This is a genomic window from Myxococcus sp. CA056 (assembly GCF_013336715.1).
Classification (GTDB): domain Bacteria; phylum Myxococcota; class Myxococcia; order Myxococcales; family Myxococcaceae; genus Myxococcus; species Myxococcus llanfairpwllgwyngyllgogerychwyrndrobwllllantysiliogogogochensis.
This window is the reverse complement of record NZ_JABUMT010000001.1, coordinates 401,736-419,787: the sequence shown is the minus strand read 5'-3', so window position 1 is coordinate 419,787 and position 18,052 is coordinate 401,736. Positions and strand designations below refer to the sequence as shown.

12 protein-coding genes are annotated in these 18,052 nt (G+C 70.3%); 5 read left to right on the top strand and 7 right to left on the bottom strand.

The features are described from left to right. Positions 1 to 5: 5 nt before the first annotated feature. Entirely contained in the window at positions 6 to 4,034 is a 4,029-nt protein-coding gene (locus HUA76_RS01690) for a serine/threonine-protein kinase PknK (RefSeq protein ID WP_141647414.1), read from the bottom strand. A 176-nt stretch (positions 4,035 to 4,210) separates the two neighbouring features. On the opposite strand from HUA76_RS01690, the gene HUA76_RS01685 reads away from it, so the two are divergent. Together HUA76_RS01685 and HUA76_RS01680 are read left to right on the top strand one after the other, a co-directional pair. Continuing rightward, positions 4,211 to 4,357, top strand: a complete 147-nt coding sequence (locus tag HUA76_RS01685) for a hypothetical protein (RefSeq protein ID WP_174454460.1) — start codon at positions 4,211 to 4,213, stop codon at positions 4,355 to 4,357. Positions 4,358 to 4,464: 107 nt separating this feature from the next. Beyond that, positions 4,465 to 4,815 (top strand): DUF1428 domain-containing protein, encoded by a 351-nt coding sequence (locus HUA76_RS01680; protein ID WP_141647415.1) that lies wholly within the window; start codon positions 4,465 to 4,467, stop codon positions 4,813 to 4,815. Between the two features lie 57 nt (positions 4,816 to 4,872). On the opposite strand, the gene HUA76_RS01675 is transcribed toward HUA76_RS01680, so the two are convergent. Further along, entirely contained in the window at positions 4,873 to 6,366 is a 1,494-nt protein-coding gene (locus HUA76_RS01675) for a Do family serine endopeptidase (protein WP_174459801.1), read from the bottom strand. A 447-nt stretch (positions 6,367 to 6,813) separates the two neighbouring features. On the opposite strand from HUA76_RS01675, the gene HUA76_RS01670 reads away from it, so the two are divergent. The 3 genes from HUA76_RS01670 (at position 6,814) to HUA76_RS01660 (ending at position 9,209) form a co-directional block, all read left to right on the top strand. Continuing rightward, on the top strand, positions 6,814 to 7,275 hold the full coding sequence (locus tag HUA76_RS01670; protein WP_141647417.1) for a response regulator transcription factor: 462 nt from the start codon (positions 6,814 to 6,816) through the stop codon (positions 7,273 to 7,275). A 54-nt stretch (positions 7,276 to 7,329) separates the two neighbouring features. Then, positions 7,330 to 8,322, top strand: coding sequence for a lysylphosphatidylglycerol synthase domain-containing protein (locus tag HUA76_RS01665; protein ID WP_217439183.1), 993 nt, complete (start codon positions 7,330 to 7,332; stop codon positions 8,320 to 8,322). Positions 8,323 to 8,402: 80 nt separating this feature from the next. After that, positions 8,403 to 9,209: a glutaminyl-peptide cyclotransferase gene (locus HUA76_RS01660; protein WP_254613961.1), complete on the top strand. Its 807-nt coding sequence runs from the start codon at positions 8,403 to 8,405 to the stop codon at positions 9,207 to 9,209. 3 nt (positions 9,210 to 9,212) lie between these two features. On the opposite strand, the gene HUA76_RS01655 is transcribed toward HUA76_RS01660, so the two are convergent. The 5 genes from HUA76_RS01655 to HUA76_RS01635 all read right to left on the bottom strand — a co-directional run bounded on the left by HUA76_RS01655 (position 9,213) and on the right by HUA76_RS01635 (position 18,048). After that, complete coding sequence (locus HUA76_RS01655) at positions 9,213 to 10,580, bottom strand: sigma-54 dependent transcriptional regulator (protein ID WP_174459799.1); 1,368 nt, start codon at positions 10,578 to 10,580, stop codon at positions 9,213 to 9,215. After that, on the bottom strand, positions 10,562 to 12,049 hold the full coding sequence (locus tag HUA76_RS01650) for a sensor histidine kinase (protein ID WP_141643455.1): 1,488 nt from the start codon (positions 12,047 to 12,049) through the stop codon (positions 10,562 to 10,564). Before HUA76_RS01650 ends, HUA76_RS01655 begins: the two co-directional genes overlap by 19 nt. Positions 12,050 to 12,338: 289 nt before the next feature. Beyond that, on the bottom strand, positions 12,339 to 13,961 hold the full coding sequence (locus HUA76_RS01645; RefSeq protein ID WP_174459798.1) for an MXAN_6577-like cysteine-rich protein: 1,623 nt from the start codon (positions 13,959 to 13,961) through the stop codon (positions 12,339 to 12,341). After that, entirely contained in the window at positions 13,958 to 15,931 is a 1,974-nt protein-coding gene (locus HUA76_RS01640) for a TonB-dependent receptor plug domain-containing protein (RefSeq protein ID WP_371823417.1), read from the bottom strand. The genes HUA76_RS01645 and HUA76_RS01640 overlap by 4 nt, the downstream gene beginning before the upstream one ends. Next, positions 15,928 to 18,048, bottom strand: coding sequence for a carbamoyltransferase C-terminal domain-containing protein (locus tag HUA76_RS01635; RefSeq protein WP_174459797.1), 2,121 nt, complete (start codon positions 18,046 to 18,048; stop codon positions 15,928 to 15,930). The genes HUA76_RS01640 and HUA76_RS01635 overlap by 4 nt, the downstream gene beginning before the upstream one ends. Between the last annotated feature and the right edge of the window lie 4 nt (positions 18,049 to 18,052).

Here is an 18,052-nt window from a genome sequence, read left to right as displayed (position 1 = left end):
ACACTTCACGTCGGAGGGGCGTTGTCCCGAGCACGCTCCAGCGAGCGGCGGATGCGCGCTTCCATGAGATTGGGCAGCCGTGAGGCGAGCTGAAGCGCGTCCGTCAGGATGCGGATGGCTTCCTCTCGCTCACCCCGGCGCAGCGCCGCCAACCCCATCATCTCCAGCACCTCGAGCGGCTCCTGCTCCACGGACACCTGGGCGGACCACTCCCGCAGCGTGTGCCATGCCTCCGCCGTGGCGTCGCGCGTGGCCAGTTCCACCATGGCGAAGAGCACCTCCTCCGACGGACTCAGCTCCACCCCATTGCGGCCCTCCGACAACACCTGTCGCACCTGCGCGAGCAACTCGCGGGCCCGCGCCTGCCGTCCCAGCCACGCCATGGTGCGCGCCTGGAGCAGCAGTGCCCACGGACGTGGCGCCACCTCCGGGTGCCGACGCTCCAGCGTGATGGCCCGGGTGATGTGCGGCGTGGCCGCGTCGACGTCTCCCGCCTGGTAGTGCAGCTCACCCAGGTTGTGCTCGGCGAAGTACTCCCAGCCCACCATGCCCAGCTCGCGTCCCAGGTGCATGAAGCGCTCCTGGTCCTTCAACGCGTTGGCCAAATCCCTGCGAGCCACCCACAGGTTTCGGCGGTTGTTGATGGCGCTGCCCAGGTGGAACAGGTCGCCACGCTCGGTGCACGCGGCGACGACCTCCGACAGCACCCGGTCCGTCTCGTCGATGTCGCCCAGGTTGGGGAGCATCACGGCCAGCAGCAACTGGGACACCACCTGTGTCTCATAGCCCGCGTCGCCCAGGCGCCGGGCAATCTCCGCCGCCGCCTCCAGGGGCTCGCGGGCTTCCTGCCACTCGCCCTTGCGGAACAGCGCGCGGCCCACCGCCAGGAGCAGCCGGCCCTGCACATAGGCCGAGCCCACGCGGGCCGCCTTCGCCTGTGCCTCCAGCGCGCGAGCCTCGCTGGCGGGATAGTCATTCACCCAGTCCAGCGCCATGGCCTCGTCGAGCAGCAGCTCCACCTCCGTGCGCGTGTCACCCAACCGTTGGGCCCGCTCCCGAGCGGCGGCGAAGTCCGCCAGCGAGTCGTCATACCGACCGATGCGGATGCGCATCAGCCCGCGTCCTCGCAGCGCGGTGAGGCAGCGCAGTTCGTCTGTGCTCTCCAGCAAATCCAACGCGCGCGTGTACATGGCCTCCGCGTCGAGGAACGCGTGGCGTCCGCGTGCGGACTCGGCCAGGTCGATGGAGAGCGCGGCGGCCTCGTCGCGCAGGTCCGCGGCGGCGGCATGCAGGGCCAGCCGAGGCAGGCGCTGCCGCTCGCTGGCCCCGGTGGGGCCCAGGAAGTAGCGGTACGCGGCGCGGTGGATGCGCTGGCGTTCGGCGGCGGGGAGGGTGGCGGCGACCGCGTCGCGCAAGAGCTCGTTGCGGAAGCTCAGTCCTTCCAGGCGGTGGGACACCAGCAGTCCGGAGTCGAGCAACCGGCGCGTCGCATGGCCCGCATCCAGCGGGAAGCCACCGGCCGCGCCGTCGCGCTCCAGCTCCCGCACCACGCCCTCCGCCGTGGCGGCGGTGAAGTCCGTGCCCAGCAGGGCGCACAGCCGGGCATGCGCGGCCAGCGTCGGCGGCAGCGCCCCCAGCTCGCGGTCCGCCAGCCACTCCACGAGCCGCAGCTCGGGCACCTTCTCCACGCCGTCCGTGACGAGGTACCAGCTCCCGCCCGGAGCGCGCTGGCGCACCAGTCCCTGGCGCTTGAGGCCGCGCACCAGCTCCACCATGTAGAGCGGCACGTGCTGGGCGCGCTCGACGATGCGGTCCACCGCCTGCGCCGGCACGTTCTCCACCGGCTTGAGGAGCATGCGGCACAGCTCCTGCGCCTGCTCCGCCCCCAGCGCGCGCAGGGTCACCGTGGACTGTCGGGCCGCGCGAGTGCCCCACAGTGGCCGGCTCTTCTCGAACCCCGGGCGCGCCAGCACACACACCCAGATGGGGACGCTCGCCTCGGCGAGACACGCGTACTCCAGCGCATCCAGCGCCGTCTCCTCCGCGAAGTGCGCGTCGTCGATGACCAGACACAGCGAGCGCTCGCGTGCGGTGGCGGCCAACAGCTCACCCGTGGCGCGCATGGCCAGGGAGCGCAGCGCACCCGGCGCCGCCGCCCAGCTCTGCAGCTCCGGCCCGCCCGGCGCATACCACCCCAGCGTCGCGGCCACGCCCGGCCACAGCTCCGTGCCGAGCGTGGGCCCCAGCCGCTGCATGATGGACGCGCGGCCCTGCTCCTCCGTGTCCGTGTTGTCGCTCTCGAAGGCGTTGAGCGCGCAGCGCAAGAGCGTGCGCAGCGTACCGTCCGGGTCGCCCTGGACCGGCTCGCGTGAGCGCGTGGTGTAGATGCGAGTCAGTGGCAACTGCATCTGGAGTTCGCGAGCGAGCGCCGCGGCGAGGTGGCTCTTGCCCAGCCCTCGCTCGCCCATGACGGTGACCAGCGTCGGGGCCGCTTCGCCCACCGCCGCGCGGGCGCTGTCCAACAGCGAGGTCAGCTCCGCCTCGCGGCCGACGAGCACCTCGCTGCCCAACTGGAGCACGGTGATGTCTGGGCGAGGCGCGGCGCCAGGGGACGCGGGACGCAGCAGTCCGGGATGGCCGGGCACCTCCGTGCAGGGCACCTCCGGCACGGCCTCCGCGGCGGCGGGAGACAGCAGGAGACCGTGGGTCTCCGGGCCAATGGGGTAGCGGTCCGCGCGGGAGAGGATGGCGCCCAGGTAGCGAGGGGTGCCGGTGGGACGGCGCTGGACGGTGACGGCGGACACGTCCACCAGGGCGCTTGCGGCGAGTCCCCGGTCGGCCAGTCCCTCCGCGGCGCGCATGGCCCGGCGCACGGGATTTTCTCCCACGTCCGGGTCGAACACGGCGGCGATGCGCGGCCCATCCGTGAAGGCCAGATGCCCACCGTAGGAAGCGAGCCCCTTCTGCAGGCTGACGGGGTTGGCGCGGGACGTCAGGAAGAGCACGGCGACCGAGCGGCGCACCTGCGCGGGCCGAGGCTCACCGGGCGCGGTGGGCCGGGGCGTGACGGGCTCGTGGGGACGGTGCGCGTGGGTGAAGGCCTCGCGCAGCGCGGTGCCGAGCGCCGTGGCGTCCTCGGGTCTGCGCGCGCGCTCCTTGGCCAGACACCGCAGCACGACTTCCTCCAGCGCCGGAGGCACGGGCGCGAAGTCGGAGGGTGGAGGCGGGCGCAGGGCCAGGTGTGCCTGGAGCACGTCCGGCGTGGGGCCGAAGAAGGGCGGCCGACCGGTGAGCATCTCGTAGAGCAGCACACCCAGCGCGTACACGTCCGTGCGCGCGTCCACGTCCGAGTTTCCCGCGCACTGCTCCGGCGCCATGTACTCCGCGGTGCCGGCGAAGCCAGACGAGTCGCTCGTCGTCGCGCCCTCACCGGGCAGGGCCGAGCCCTCCAGGGGAGAGGTTCCGCGCACCAGGCCGAAGTCGAAGACACGCACCTGCCCGCCGCCGTCCTCGTTCAGGAAGAGGTGCTCGGGCTTCAAGTCGCAGTGCGCCAGCCCTCGCGCGTGGACGTGGGCCACCGTGTCCGCCACGGACAGGGCCAGGGCGGCCAGCTCCTGGGCCGGCACGGGCCCCGCGGCGCGCGCCAGCCGCTCCGCCAGGGTGGGCAGCGGGACGTGCTCCATGACGAGGAAGCGAATGCCTCCGGAGAGCACGCCCACCTCGTACAGCGCGGGCACGGTGGGCGGCCCCAGGGTGCGCAGCGCCTCCGACTCCCGGACGAGCTGCGCGCGGGCCAGGGCATTGCCGGTGCGGGCCAGCTTGATGGCCACGCGTTGCTGGTCCGTCTCACGCCGGGCGCCCAGCAGCACGCCGAAGCCGCCGCGCGCCAGCACCCCTTCGACGAGGTAGCCGGGGATGAGCGGTGGAGGGGGCTCGGCGGACGACGCACGTCCCGCCCCGTCGACAGGTGAGTTCGGCGGGCACGGCGCGTGGGAGCCTTCCCAGCGCCGCCCACATGTCTGGCACCGCGGCACGCGGCAACTCTACGCCAAATGCAATGGGGATTCAGGACACCCCCTGGAAACCCCGGGGGTCGGTCTCGCATCACCTGGACTCCAGGGCCTCTTGCTGGCGCGAACGCACGTTCATTGCCCCGCCCGGGTGGCGATGCTGTCATGCCGCCTTCCCCGAGGAGGACCGCGTCGCGTGGGTGGCGTATCCAAAGGCGGGGCAGCTCGACACGGACCTCAACCGGGACATCCTCGCCAGGCGCCTGGAGCAGGAGGGAATCCAGGCCGTGCGACAGGTGGCCATCGACACGGTCTGGAGCGCCCTGCGCTTCCGCCCGGGGACGTGAGCGCGTCGCGCCGAGGTGTCGGAATTTCGTCGTGATGAAGGGATGCTTCCCGTGGCGCGAGGAGCGGCATGTTTGACTGACCGCTCTTCTCGTTCCTGGAGGTTGTCATGCCCTACGTCGATGGATTCGTCCTGCCAATGCCCACGAAGAACCTCGCCGCCTACCGCAAGATTGCGCGCAAGGCCGGCAAGATCTGGCGCGAGCACGGCGCGCTCCAGTACACCGAGTGCGTCGCCGATGACATCGCCGAAGCCCCGCTCGCCCTGTTCGCCAAGAGCGTGAAGCGCAAGCCCGGGGAGACGGTGGTGTTCTCCTTCATCGTCTATGCGTCGAAGGCCGACCGCAATCGCATCAACAAGCTGGTCATGAAGGACCCCCGACTGAGTGGCATGCAGAGCATGCCCTTCGACATGAAGCGGATGATGTACGGCGGCTTCAAGCCCATCGTCTCGCTCTAGAAAACCTCAGCGGCGTCCGGCGGGTGGGAGGGAAGGCCCGCCGGACACCGTGAGGGACTACGGAATTTCCAGGGCGCGAAGCACCGTGGATTCCGAGTCCGGGGCTCGCACGCGCAACAGGAGCGCGGCGCCCGACTTCACAGAGGACAGGGTGTTGGCCGCGTCAGACGCGCTGGACACCTTGTCGTCACCCACCTGCACCAGCACCATGCCGGGCATCAGGCCCGCGCGCTCGGCGGGGCTGCCGGGCTCCACTTCCATGATTTGAGCGCCGCCGCCTTCCGCGTCACGCAGGCTGATGCCCAGCTTGCGCGTGGCGGGAGCGGTGAAGTTGCGCGGCGTGACTTCCTCCTCGCCGCGCTGGGCCGGACGCGTTCCGAGCGTCACCTCCAGCGACAGGGGCTTGCCACCGCGCACCAGCTCCACCTTCACGCGGCTGTCGGGCTTGAGCAGCGCCACGGCGCGGGTGAGCGTTCCGGCGGACTCCACCGCGCGGCCACCGACGGAGGTGATGATGTCCTCTTCCTTGAGGCCCGCGCGGTCGCCAGGGCCCCCTCGGCTGATGCCGGACACGACGGCACCCTTGGCCGCGTCGACCTTGAGAGCGCGCGCCAATTCCGGCGTGAGGTCCTGGATGGCCAGGCCCAGGTAGCCACGGCGCACCGCGCCCGTCTCCTGGAGTTGGGGCAACAGCGCGCGGATGAGGTTGCTGGGCACCGCGAAGCCGATGCCGCTGGCGCCGCCGATGATGGCGGTGTTCATGCCCACCACTTCGCCCTTCATGTTGAAGAGCGGGCCGCCGGAGTTGCCGGGGTTGATGGCGGCGTCCGTCTGGAGGAAGTCGTCATAGGGGCCGGAGTGGATGTCGCGAGCGCGTGCGGAGAGGATGCCGGCGCTGACGCTGGAGTCCAGGCCGAACGGATTGCCGATGGCCATCACCGCGTCGCCCACGCGCACCGCGTCCGAGTCACCCAGCGGCACGAAGGGCAGGTTGTTCGGCGCGCCCTTGAGCTTGAGCAGCGCGACGTCGGTGAGCGGGTCTCTGCCCAGCACCTCCGCGTCGAACGAGCGGCCATCCTCCAGCTTCACGCGCACCGCGTCCGCGCCCTCCACCACATGGTTGTTGGTGAGGACGGTGCCCGTCGCGTCGATGATGAAGCCCGAGCCCAGGCCCTGGCGCGGCTGCGGATTGCCCTGCATGCCCGGCGGCATGCCGAAGCGCTCCGCGAAGCCCGGAGGCAGGCCCTGCATGCCCGACATGCGCTTGGGGCGGGCCTGCACTTCGACATAGACGACGGAGCCCTTCACCGAGTCGACGAGTGGCGCCAGCGAGGTGACGGTGCCGGACGTCGCGGGATTGAAGCGCGCGGGCTGCACGGGCGCGCCGGAGGGCGTCGCGGCGGCCGTCGCGGTGGCGGCGACCGTGGCGGTCGCTTGAGAGGAATTGGAGGCACCCAGGGCCTGGGCCTGTCCGCACGCGAAGCCCAGCGTCGCGGCGGGCAGGAGGGCCAGGGCACCGAGGAAACGGCGAGAGGGGAGCGAGCAGGCCATCGTTCGTTCTCCGTGAGGCCGGAGGCGTTCCGGCCAGGAAAGAGTGTTTGAGAATCGGCCCGGACGTGGGGAGGACGCGGAGCGGCTCCCCCTGGAGGTGGAAAGGTGTGCCGCTGGTCGTCCCCCGACTCCCGACGGCTGCCATTGCTCGGGGCTCGTTCCGCGAGTCCCCACATCCGAACCGATGCCAGACACCTGTGCACGTGCCGGGCCAGGGCTCCGCGCGGGGGGCTCTCCTCTGAGAGTGGGAGCCGCGGGGCAGGAAGCGCGGGGCAATGTGCCCCGCTCGGGGCAAATGTCCCCGGGGCGAAGTGCCTCCTTCTCCTGGGGAATGAAGTGGCACGTCGAATGCTCTGCCCGGACCCGCTCGCACCCACGTTCCGGCCTTCATCGTGGAGGCTGGAGAGAGGGCGGGCAGCCCACCGCGCTGGAAGGAGTCGACCTTTGATGGGGCCAGACGAAGAGCAGGAGCAGCAATCAGGAGCGCGGCCGTGGCCGCTCCTGGACCCGGAGCGAGGGCAGCGCCCGCGAGTGCTCGTCGCGGAGGATCAGCCGGAGATGCGCGCGTTGTTGCGCAGGGCGCTCAAGCGCCAGGGTTATGAGGTGGTGGAGGCGGCGGACGGGCCTGGGTTGGTGAAGGCCATCATCGATGGCCTGCTCGCGGACCAGACGCAGGTGCCGGACCTCATCATCACCGACGTGCGCATGCCGGGGTACTCGGGGCTGGAGGTGGTGGCGCGGCTGCGGCGTGAGGGCTGGACGACGCCGGTCATCCTCATCACCGCGTTTGGAGATGCGCAGCTGCATCGGGACGCGGAGCTGTTGGGCGCGGCGCGTGTGTTGGACAAGCCCTTCGCGATGGAGGACTTGTGCGCCACGGCGGAGGCGCTCGTTCCGCCGGTCCGCTGAGCGCCTGCCTGCCCGACGCGGGCGGGGATGGAAGCAGGTGTGCACTCTCGAAGGGTGCTCTCTCGAACCGCGTTGAGGCGAGCGCTCCTCGCCTTGCTCCCCCTGGTGCTGCTGGCGCTGGCGTTCATCGTGATGCGCCACGAGCTGCATGAGTTGCGAGGGGTGGACGTGGCCGAAGGGCTGGCGTCGATTCCTCGCGAGCGCATCGTGTTGGCGGTGGTGTGCGCGGCGTGCAACTACCTGGCGCTCACGCTCTATGACGTGCTGGCGCTGAAGCACCTGGGGCGCAGGCTGCCCTATCGGCAGGTGGGGTTCACGGCGTTCGTGGGCTACGCGTTCGGCCACAACATCGGCATGTCGTTCCTCACGGGAGGGGGCGTTCGCTACCGGCTGTATTCGGCGCGGGGGTTGACGGCGCTGGATGTGGCGCAGGTGGGGACGTTCAACGCGCTGACGTTCTGGGTGGGGTTGTTGGCGGTGGCGGGTGTGGCGCTGGTGGTGGATGCGGGGCAGGGGGCCATGGCATCGCTGTCGCTCTCGCCCGGGGTGGCGCGGGGGCTGGGCTTCTCGCTGCTCGGGGTGTTGCTGGGCTACCTGGTGCTGTGCGCGCGGATGCGGCGGACGCTGAAGGTGGAGCGCCTGCATCTGGAGGTGTCGCTGCCCACGCTGAGACAGGCGTTGGAGCAGCTCGTGGTGTCGTGCCTGGACTGGTCGCTGGCGGCGATGGTGTTGTGGGTGTTGTTGCCGTCAGGGGTGGGGATTTCGCCGCCGAGCATGGTGGCGTTGTTCGCGGTCGCGCAGCTCGTGGGCATCGCGAGTCAGGTGCCCGGAGGGCTGGGCGTGTTCGACTCCATCATCCTGGCGGCGCTGACGCCGGAGGTGCCGGCGTCGATGGTGCTCGGCACGCTCGTGGTGTACCGCATCGTCTACTACCTGCTGCCCTTCGCGGTGGCGGTGGTGATGCTGCTGGGGCACGAGCTTTCGCAGCACCGTGGCCACCTGTCGGAGCTGCGAGCGCGACTGGGACGGCGACGACAGGAGGGGTGAGGCGCCCTGCCTGGTTCGGGACGGAGCAGACCTCGCGCGTGTTGTGCCGGCCCGTGTTTCCTGCTTCCGTGGCCCACTCGATGCGAGTCCATCAAACAGCGTGGGTGTCGGCGCTCTGTGTCCTGGGCATGGGGCTGGGCAACGGCTGTAGCTGTGGCCCCGCGCAGCGGCGCATCACCCCCGAGGGCGCGCCGACGCGGAAGGTCGCGCACATCGTCCAGGAGTATCCGCACTCGACGGACGCCTTCACGCAGGGCCTCGTCTTCCACCAGGGCCGCTTGTTCGAAAGCACCGGCAACCAGGGCACGCTGCGCGAACTCTCCCTGGAGTCCGCCACGCCGCTGTGGATGGAGCCGCTGGGCAACATCTTCACGGAGGGCCTCGCCAGTGACGGCGAGCGTCTCTACCAGCTCACCTGGACCGAGGGTCTGCTCTACACGTGGAGCGGCCTGCCCCCCACGCGTGAGCGCACCACGCGTTACTCCGGTGACGGCTGGGGCCTGTGCTACTGGCAGGGCCGCCTGGTCCGCAGCGACGGCACCTCCATGCTGACCTTCCACGCACCCGACACCTTCGAGCCCGTGGGCTCCGTGGAAGTCACCCTGCAAGGCCTCCCCCAGGACCAGCTCAACGAACTCGAGTGCGCCAACGGCGTCATCTACGCCAACGTCTGGCACTCCTCGAGCGTGCTGGAAATCGACCCCGCCACGGGCCACGTCACCGCCATCATCGACGCCTCCGCCCTGTCGCGCGCCGTGTCTCCCCAGCTGAACAGCCGCGAGGCCGTCCTCAACGGCATCGCGGTGGAGCCCGGCACCGGCCGCATGCTGATGACCGGCAAGCTCTGGCCGAAGCTCTTCGAAGTGCGCCTGGAAACCGTCGACTGACGCTCAGGGCTTCTTCGCCTCGTCGTCGCGCTCCAGCTTCCGGTACAGCGTCTTCCGGTCCACGCCGAGGATGCGCGCCGCCAGCGTCCGACTGCCACCCACCGCCTCCAGCACGCGGTGGATGTAGCGCCGCTCCAGCTCCTCCAGCGTCACCAGCTCCGACGGGTCCGTGTTCTCCGGCACCACCTTCGGCTGGCTGTAGTTCCGGATGCGCTCGGGCAGGTCATCCACCGTGAGCTGCTCGAACGACGTGAGCGCCACCGCGCGCTCCATGCAGTTCTGCAGCTCCCGCACATTCCCCGGCCACCCATAGGCCAACAGCCGCTGCGCCGCCGCCGGTGACAGTCCCACCACGCGCTTGTTGTTGCGCGCCGCGAACTGCTCGATGAAACGCTGCGACAACAGCAGCACGTCATTGCCCCGCGCCCGCAGCGGAGGCAGCTCCACGCCGATGACGTTGAGCCGGTAGTACAGGTCCTCGCGGAACCGGCCCTCCTCCACCGCCAGCTCCAAGTCCCGATTCGTCGCCGCCACGATGCGCGCGTCGAACGGCACCTCCGTGTCCCCACCCACCGGCCGCACCACTCGCTCCTGGAGCGCGCGCAAGAGCTTGGGCTGGAGCGTGAGCGGCAATTCACCCACTTCATCCAGGAACAGCGTGCCGCCATTGGCCTGGACGAAGAGGCCCGTGCGCGTCGCCTTGGCGTCCGTGAAGGCGCCCTTGGCGTGGCCGAACAGCTCGCTCTCCAGCAGCGCCTCCGGCATCGCCGCGCAGTTGAGCGCCACGAACGGCCCCGGCGCGCGCCGCCCCCGCGTGTGCACCGCGCGCGCGGCCACTTCCTTGCCCGTGCCGCTCTCGCCGGTAATCAGCACCGTGGAGTCCAGGTCCGCCACCCGGTCGATGAGCGCATAGGCCTGCTGCATGGCGGGGCTCTCGCCCACCACCGCGCCGCTGTCCTGCTGCCGGCCCAGCTCCTGCCGCAGCCGGCGCACCTCGTCGCGCAGGGCCCGGTGCTGCACCGCGCGCTCCAGCACCAGCACCAGCGCGTCCAGGTCGATGGGCTTGGTGACGAAGTCGTACGCCCCCGCGCGGATGGCGGCGACGGCCGTCTCCAGGCTCCCGAACGCCGTCAACACGATGACGGGGATGTCCGGCCGGTTGAGGACGATGCGCTCGCACAGCGCCAGCCCATCCATCCCGGGCATGCGCAGGTCCGTCAACACCACGTCGAAGTCCTCGCCGGACAGTCGCGCCAGCGCCTCGTCGGCGGACCCGAGCGCCACGGGCGTGTAGCCCCGACGGGTCAACCCCTTCTCCAACATGGCGCGCATCTCGCGCTCGTCCTCGACCATCAGGACGCGGCCTGGCATGTGTCCCCTCCGCTCGGCAGGTAGATGGAGAAGCAGCTACCGCGTCCCAGCTCGCTGCGCACGGCAATCCAGCCGCCATGGTCTCTGACAAGACCATACGAGACGGACAGCCCCAGCCCCGTGCCCTCGCCCACGTCCTTCGTGGTGAAGAAGGGCTCGAAGACATGGCCCAGCACGTCCGGGGGAATTCCGCCGCCCTCGTCCTCCACGTCCACCCGCACGTAGCTGCTCTCCGCGCCCCCTACGTCAGTGGGCGGCGTGGCGCGGGTGCGCGTCGCGTGGATGCGCACCGTTCCGGGCTTGTTCATCGCCTGCAGCGCGTTCATCACCAGGTTCGTCAGCACCTGCTGCACCTGTCCTCCATCGGCCTCCAGCATGACACCCGGGGGCACGTCGTCCACCAGGGTGATGCTCTTCTTGGAGGCCATGGGCTTGAGCAGCGACAGCGAGCGGTCCACCAGCTCCCGCACGTCCTCCGGGGCCCGGTGGGGCGCGCGGCGCCGCGCGAAGTCGAGCAACTGCCGGATGATGCCCGTCATGTGCTGGGCCTGCTGGCTGATGATGCGAGCGCACTCGCCCACCTCCTCGCCCTCCGCTTCGCCCGAGGAGATCATCTTCGAGCGGCCCATCACCACGTTGAGCGGCGTACCCAGCTCGTGCGCCACGCCGGAGGCGAGCTTGCCCACGGTGGTGAGCCGGTCCGCGTGGCGCAGGTGCTCCACCGCGGACAGGCGCGCGACAGTCTCCGAGGACAGGCGGGAGCGCGTCTCCTCCAACTGCTCGCCCATGCGGTTCATCGCGTTGGCCAGCATGGTGATTTCATCGCCCCGGCGCCGGGTCGGCAGCCGCACGCGGGCCGTCAAGTCGCCCTGACCGAAGCGGTTCGCCAGTTGGACCAGCTCGTCCACGGGCTCGCCGACGAGCTTGCGGCCCATGGCCATGGCGGCGATGAAGAAGGCGAAGGTGATGGTGCCGGTGGCGACGATGGTGCCCACCACCGTGACGAAGACGTGCTGACGCTCCTCGCCCAGCGACTCGGTGATTTCGATGGCGCCAAAGCGCTGGCCCCGGCCGATGAAGACCGGCGTGTAGGAATGCAGCAGGCCAGGGTCCGGGCTCGGGTCCACCATGGAGCCGTCCTTCCCCTGGCGCAGCGTGGCCAGCAGGCGCGGCGGGAATCCGACGAGCGACGGAGTCCCCGGGCCACCATCCAGCCAGACCCAGCGCAGGTGGACCTGCCCCTGGTAGCTGTTGGACTGATTCAGGATGGTGAGGGCTTCACGCTCACCGGCGAGCTGCCACGCCTTGCCGATGGCTCCGGCGAGCGTGTGACCGAGCAGCTGGTGGTCGTGTTGCATGTCCAGCGCCGAGCGCTCCAGCTCACGGCGAACCTGGATGACCTGCAGCCCGGCGATGACAGCCACGGCGAGCAGGACGAGGGCGAGGGTGAACTTGCGAGCGAGTTTCACGGGAGGTCGAGGCTATTCCGGTCCATGCACCTTGGAGGGGTCGAATACGCATGGACCGGAAGGAAGTACTCACAACGTACCGCGAGTGCCGCGAGAAGAGAGCAGTGCGTCGTGCCGGAGTCCTTGGAGGGAGTGGGAGCGACCTTCGTGCGTCACACGGAGGCCTAGAGCATCCGCCATGCCAGGGCGGTGCTCGGAGCGGCTTGCCTCGGAGGAGGGTGTCTCGGCGGGGCGGGATGACCCGCCGAGACCGGGGCACATTGCCCCGTGGGGGCGAAGTGCCCCCGCCTCAGAACCCCTTGGGCAGGGCCACCACGTCGCTGACCAGCGAGAAGCCACTCGCGGGGCAGGCGGCGATGGCGGGCTCCGACGTGTCCAGGAGTCCCCTGCGCTCGACGAGCGTGCTGCCCACGACCTCGTGGACGAAGATGCGCCCGCCGTTGGTGTCGCCCAGGTAGGTGCGATTGCCGACCACGGCGAAGCGGCCGGCGGCGGGAATCGGACAGGAGCCGATGCCCGGCGAGCACTGGATGGGCGCGGTGGACACCACGCGGTCCTGTGCGTCGAGGAGCACCAGCGCCGAGCGCTCCACGGACAGCAGCTTGAAGTTGGTGTCGTAGACGGCCTTGCCGCCGCAGCTCACGAGGAGTTGCTCGCCCACGGGAGCCACGGAGCCCGGGTTGAGGCAGCCGTCGCCCAGGTCGATGAGGTCCACCGCGCGGCTCGTCGGGTCGATGCGTGCGAGCAGGCCAGGCCCGCCGGGGCTGTACGTGACGGGGTTCAGGTTGTTGAGGGTGACGTACAGCTTGCCGTGGTGTTCGGTGATGCCGGTGGGCGTGGACAGCGTCGTGTTGTCGGGGAAGGGCCTCAGCGCGGCCCCCGAGGGCAGCACGATGGTGTCCACCACGACGGGCTCGTTGTTGGCCAGTGAGACGCGCACCACGCGGCCCCCGGCGGACGGGTCTCCCAACAGGTTGCCGTAGAGCGTGACCCAGAGGTCGTGGGTGCCCGTCCTCGTCATGGCGAAGGGATTGGTGTTGGCGCCGAAGCTCACGCTCGCGACGTTGGTGAAGGTGATGCCGTTGGGGAAGCGGGAGCCCGGGGGACCGGGAGGCAAGGGGTCTCCTTCGCGACGGAGCACCTGGAGCGTGTTGTCGGACGAGTTGAGGATGTAGAGGTACGGGTCCTGGACCAGGACCTGGTTGGGAGCGCGGCCCGTGTCGTTGCTCGCGGGCAACACGCCGTAGTCGCTCAGTCGCGCCTGGACGAGCTTGCGCGTGGAGTCGAGCACCAGCAGCACGTCCAACATCCGCGCCGCGCTCTGCGGAGACGAGGCCACCAGGGTGTTCGGGCCCTTGAAGTCCGAGCCGGACTGGATGCCCACCACCTGCCCGGTGTTGAAGCACGTGGCCACCACGTCATAGGTGCACACGCTGCCCCGGCAACTGCGGGCGTCTCCGCAGACGTTGCCGCAGGCGCCACAGTTGTTGGGGTCGGCCTCCCCGTTGATGCACGCGTTGCCGCACTGAAGCATGCCCCCGGCGCAGCTCCCCTGGCAGTCGCCGTTCATGCACACCTCGAAGGGTTGGCAAACCTTGCCGCCTTCACCCGCGCAGCCGCCGCAATGCTGGGGCGAGGACTGGGTATCGACGCAGGCGCCGCCGCAGGCCGTGGCGCCCTGCTGACAGCGGCACGCGCTCTGCGCGCAGAGCTGTCCGGTGCCGCAGGTGTTGCCACACTCGCCGCAGTTCGCGGACTCGCTGGTGAGGTCCACGCAGGTGTCCCCGCAGCGGGAGAGTCCCTCGCTACAGACGACGCCTTCGTCGGGGCAGCCCGTCAGCAGCAGGCACGACAACAATGAGACCAGGGCAGCGAGGTGTCGCCCGGGAGGAAGTGACGCGGCATTGTTCATGGGGTGTCCGCCTTTCGATGCGAAGAGGGAGAAACGTCGAGCGCCATCGCCACGGAGGCGAGCACGGCGCGGCCCGGCAGGGGATAGCCGTCGAAGTCCTCGACGAAGGTGTCGAAGACGTTCTTGAAGTCGAGGGAGAACGTCAGCGCGGGCCGGCGCCCCACCGTGCTGGACACCCCCGCATGCAGCAGCGCACGCGCTGGCAGCATCAGCTCTCCGGTGCGGTTGCGCAGTTGCGAGGACTGGGCCCGCAGCTCCACGCGTCCCGTCAGCCACGAGGGGCCCGCGGCCACGCGCGCGGACAGCGTGTGGCGCGGGCGGAGCGGTATCTCCTTGAGGTAGTAGCGCGGGTCATCCCGGAGGTTGCGGGAGACGAGGAGCGTGTACGCCAGGGAGCCGGACAGGAACGAGGTGGGCCGCGCCTCCGCGTCCACTTCCAGTCCCGAGATTCGCGCCGAGGCGAAGTTGAAGGGCTTGGCGGCGAACGGGGGATACGCCTCGTAGGCGATGAGGTCTTCGTAGAGGCTGTGGAACCCTCCCACGGACACGAGCGAGCGCTCCGTGCGGTGCGCCAGGGCCACGTCCGCGGACACGGCCCGCTCGGCGCGCAGGTCCGCGTTCGGCAGCAGTGTGCCCTGGCGCACGTACAGCTCCAGCAACGAAGGCGCGCGGTGGGCCTGGCCCACGTTGGCGCGCAGCTCCAGGCGCGCGGGCAGGGACACCCGGGCACCCAACTTGGGTGACCACAGCGTGTACGGGCCCACGCGCTCCAGTCGCAGCGAAGGTGTCACGTGAAGGCGCCCTGTGAGGAACGCGATATCATCCATCGCCATGACACTGGCGCGCAGCCAGGAGGTCCGCTCTTCCGTCGGCGTGGCGACGCCCCGTGTGGACAGGCCCTCTCCGCCCACGCTCGCCAGCGCGGAAACGACGTGCCATTCACCCAGGGGCAGCCGTCCCTCGAACTCACCTCCGCCGGCTCGCAGCACCTGCACGCCCTGTTGTGACACCGGGCCACCCGACAGCTCCAGGCGCTCCTGCCGGAAGTGCGCGCGCGCCGACACATCGACGCGGTTCGCGAGTGAGCCGAGCACGCGCAGGCTCAGCACGCCCCGGCGGCTGGACTGCCGCGCATCCGCGACGGGGTTCTGCGCCGTGCCCGCGAGCCCGCGACCTTCCAGTGAGCCCTCGCCCATCGCGTCCACCACCACGCCCGGGGCCAGTCGGTGCCGCACGCGCAGCAATGCCCCCGCGCCGCGTGCATCGTTGTTGTCACGTCGCCGCGTCTCGGGCGCGTCTCCCGCCAACGTGGGCGTGGTGTCGAAGGGGTAGGAGAAGCCGCCGGAGGAGGTGCCTCCGTGCACGAGCAGGAGCAGCTCACTGTCCAGCAGCGGGCCGGTGGCGGCGAGCCAGCCCGTCGCGGTGTCCCAGCTCCCATAGCTCACTTCGCCGGACAGGCTCAGCGTGTCGCCGGGACTTCGGGTGACGATGTTCACCACGCCGCCGAGTCCACCGCTGCCGTAGCGCGCGCCCGCGCTTCCGCGCAGCACCTCGAACTCGCGTGCGAGCGCCAGGGGGATGCGCGACAGGTCCGCGCTGCCCCCCGCGCCATTGAGGGGAATGCCGTCGAGCAGCACCAGCGTCCCGTTCGACGAGGCTCCCCGGACGACCAGGCTCTTGCTCTGTCCGTACCCGCCAGACTCCTGGATGGCGACACCCGGTGAGGTGGCGAGCACCTCGGCGGTGTCGCGGGCCGTGCCGCCGCGCTCCTCCACGGAGATGACGGTGACGACGCTGCTGGGGTCTCGTTGCGACGCGCGGTCCATCGGCTCGGGGTCGGGCACCTTGCCCACCACGTCGATGACCTCGGACATGGGAGGTGTTCCCGCGTCCTCGGTGGACTGGGCCCATGCCGGCGCGCACGCCAGCAGCGCCAGACTCAAGAGCCACCGCGTGAGTGCCGTCTTCACGCTCCTGTACCGGGAGCGAGTCCCGGACCGAAGCCGAGGATGGAGGCGCGGCGCAACGAGCCGAGCATCCGCAGCAGTCGCGCTTCGTCCAGCGTGGAGTCCTCGCGAGAGGCGCGCTCCAGCAACTTCCAGCCCGTCATTCCGGGCTCGACCTTCGTCACCAGCTCCGAGAGCGTGAGGGAGACGAGCTGGAGCACCGTGCCCCACGGTGTCCGCACGCGGAACGCGCCACAATGTCTCCACCCGCCGGTCATCTGGCGCGCATCCTCCAGGGCGCGACCTTCCGCGTCCAGAGCGAAGCCCAGGGGCTCCTTCAACAGGTGCCGCAGGTCCGTTTCACCCGTGAATCCGGAGGGCTCGGGCGCCAGTCGCTCTCCGAGCACGAGCAACTCCAGGTCCAGCAGTGAAGCGTAGGCCGCCTGCTTCAGCACCAGGTGCTCACCGAGCACGCAGCCGTCGAGCCCCGTGGACAGCAGACACCAGAGGGCGTCCTCGGGTGTCTCGACGATGGGCTCTCCCGCGACGTTGAAGGAGGTGTTGAGCAGGACGGGCACGCCGGTGCGCGCATGGAACGCCGAGAGCAGCGCGTGCAACAGAGGGATGTGCTCCGCGCGGACCGTCTGGACGCGGCCCGTGCCGTTGACGTGGGCGACGGCGGGGACGCGATGACGCTGGGCCTCGCGAAAGCGCCACACCCGGAGCATGAAGGGACTGTCGTCGGAGGCTGTGTCGTCGAGGTCGAACCACTCGCGTGCATGCTCCGCGAGGATGGCGGGCGCGAAGGGACGGAAGGCCTCGCGGAACTTCACCCGGCTGTTGAGGACGTCCTTCATGTCGCCGGGACGTGGGTCGCAGAGAATGCTCCGCTGCCCGAGCGCGCGAGGGCCCAGCTCCGAGCCTCCCTGGAACCACCCGAGCATCTTTCCTTCCACCAGCAGGTCGGCAACGGCGGGCACCACCGAGGGCAACCGACGTGACACGACAGCGGGCGTCGCCTGGATGGCGCGGTCCACCCAGGAGGAGGGATACGTCCTGCCCACGCTGTCCTGCTGGAGCCGTCGAGTCGACTGTCGCCCTGTCAGGTGCCAGAGCCCGTGATACGCCGCGCCCAGGGCCGTGCCGCTGTCCTCGGCGGCGGGCATGACGTAGACGTCGCGGAAGCCCGCCTCCGTGAAGAGTCGCTCGTTCGCCACGCTGTTGAGCGCGACACCGCCCGCGTAGCAGAGCCTGTCGCACGACGTGCTCGCGCGAAGGCGTCGGACGATTTGCAGCAGCCCTGCTTCCAGTGCCGCCTGGGCGGAGGCGGCCAGGTTCCGGTACTCCTCCTGGCGCGCGGGCCATCGCTCGTTGTGTGAGAAGCGCCGAGGCACGGCGTCGGAGAAGACGAACCGTCCATCGACGATGTCGAAGAAGTCGGTGATGGGGATGTCGGGCACGCCGTAGGGCGCCAGCCCCATGACCTTGCCCGGACCTTCGAGCACGTCGGAGAAGAGCTGTCGCCCGACGGCGGAGTACAAGCCGCCGAGGCTGCCGAAGCGCGGCATCCCATGGAAGCGCTCCAGCTCCGCGGAGGCGGTGACCTCCAGGAAGGTCCCCAGGTGCTTCTCCAGCGGGACGAAGCCGTCGCGCGCCGCGCGGTAGACGGAGAGCGTCTCTTCTCCTCGCCGCTCGGAGACGACCGCCGCCAGCTCCGTTTCGGACAGGTCCTGGACGTTGGAGCCGAAGCCGTCGGCGACGAGCACGAGGGCCTCATCGAAGCCGGACGTGGCGAAGGCGCCGACGGCGTGTCCCAGGTGATGCGAGAGGGTGAGCGAGGGCACCCCCGTCCTGGCGAGGGCGAGGTCGGGGTTGGCCCGCACGTCGAAGAGGGGTCCGCGAGGTCCCATCAGCGAGCAGCACGCGACGAGGCTCAAGTCCTCGGGTTGGATTCCCGCGTGCTCCAGGCAGTAGCGCACCGACAGTGACGCGAGGCCGCCAGGAATCCACGCCCGCTTGCGTCGCAGCAGGCGTTCTTCCTGGATGGCCACGACCAGCTCGTCGCCGCGCAGCAGACACGCGGCGCCGTTGTGGTTCGACGCGCCAATGCCCAGCACCCACGGAGCGCTGTGGCCTGACATGGCG

Excerpts from the sequence above, each read along its gene's own strand:
- HUA76_RS01680 (WP_141647415.1), top strand. The coding sequence starts at position 4,465 with ATGCCCTACGTCGATGGATTCGTCCTGCCAATGCCCACGAAGAACCTC.
- HUA76_RS01675 (WP_174459801.1), bottom strand. The coding sequence starts at position 6,366 with ATGGCCTGCTCGCTCCCCTCTCGCCGTTTCCTCGGTGCCCTGGCCCTC.
- HUA76_RS01670 (WP_141647417.1), top strand. The coding sequence starts at position 6,814 with ATGGGGCCAGACGAAGAGCAGGAGCAGCAATCAGGAGCGCGGCCGTGG.
- HUA76_RS01660 (WP_254613961.1), top strand. The coding sequence starts at position 8,403 with ATGCGAGTCCATCAAACAGCGTGGGTGTCGGCGCTCTGTGTCCTGGGC.
- HUA76_RS01655 (WP_174459799.1), bottom strand. The coding sequence starts at position 10,580 with ATGCCAGGCCGCGTCCTGATGGTCGAGGACGAGCGCGAGATGCGCGCC.
- HUA76_RS01645 (WP_174459798.1), bottom strand. The coding sequence starts at position 13,961 with ATGAACAATGCCGCGTCACTTCCTCCCGGGCGACACCTCGCTGCCCTG.
- HUA76_RS01635 (WP_174459797.1), bottom strand. The coding sequence starts at position 18,048 with ATGTCAGGCCACAGCGCTCCGTGGGTGCTGGGCATTGGCGCGTCGAAC.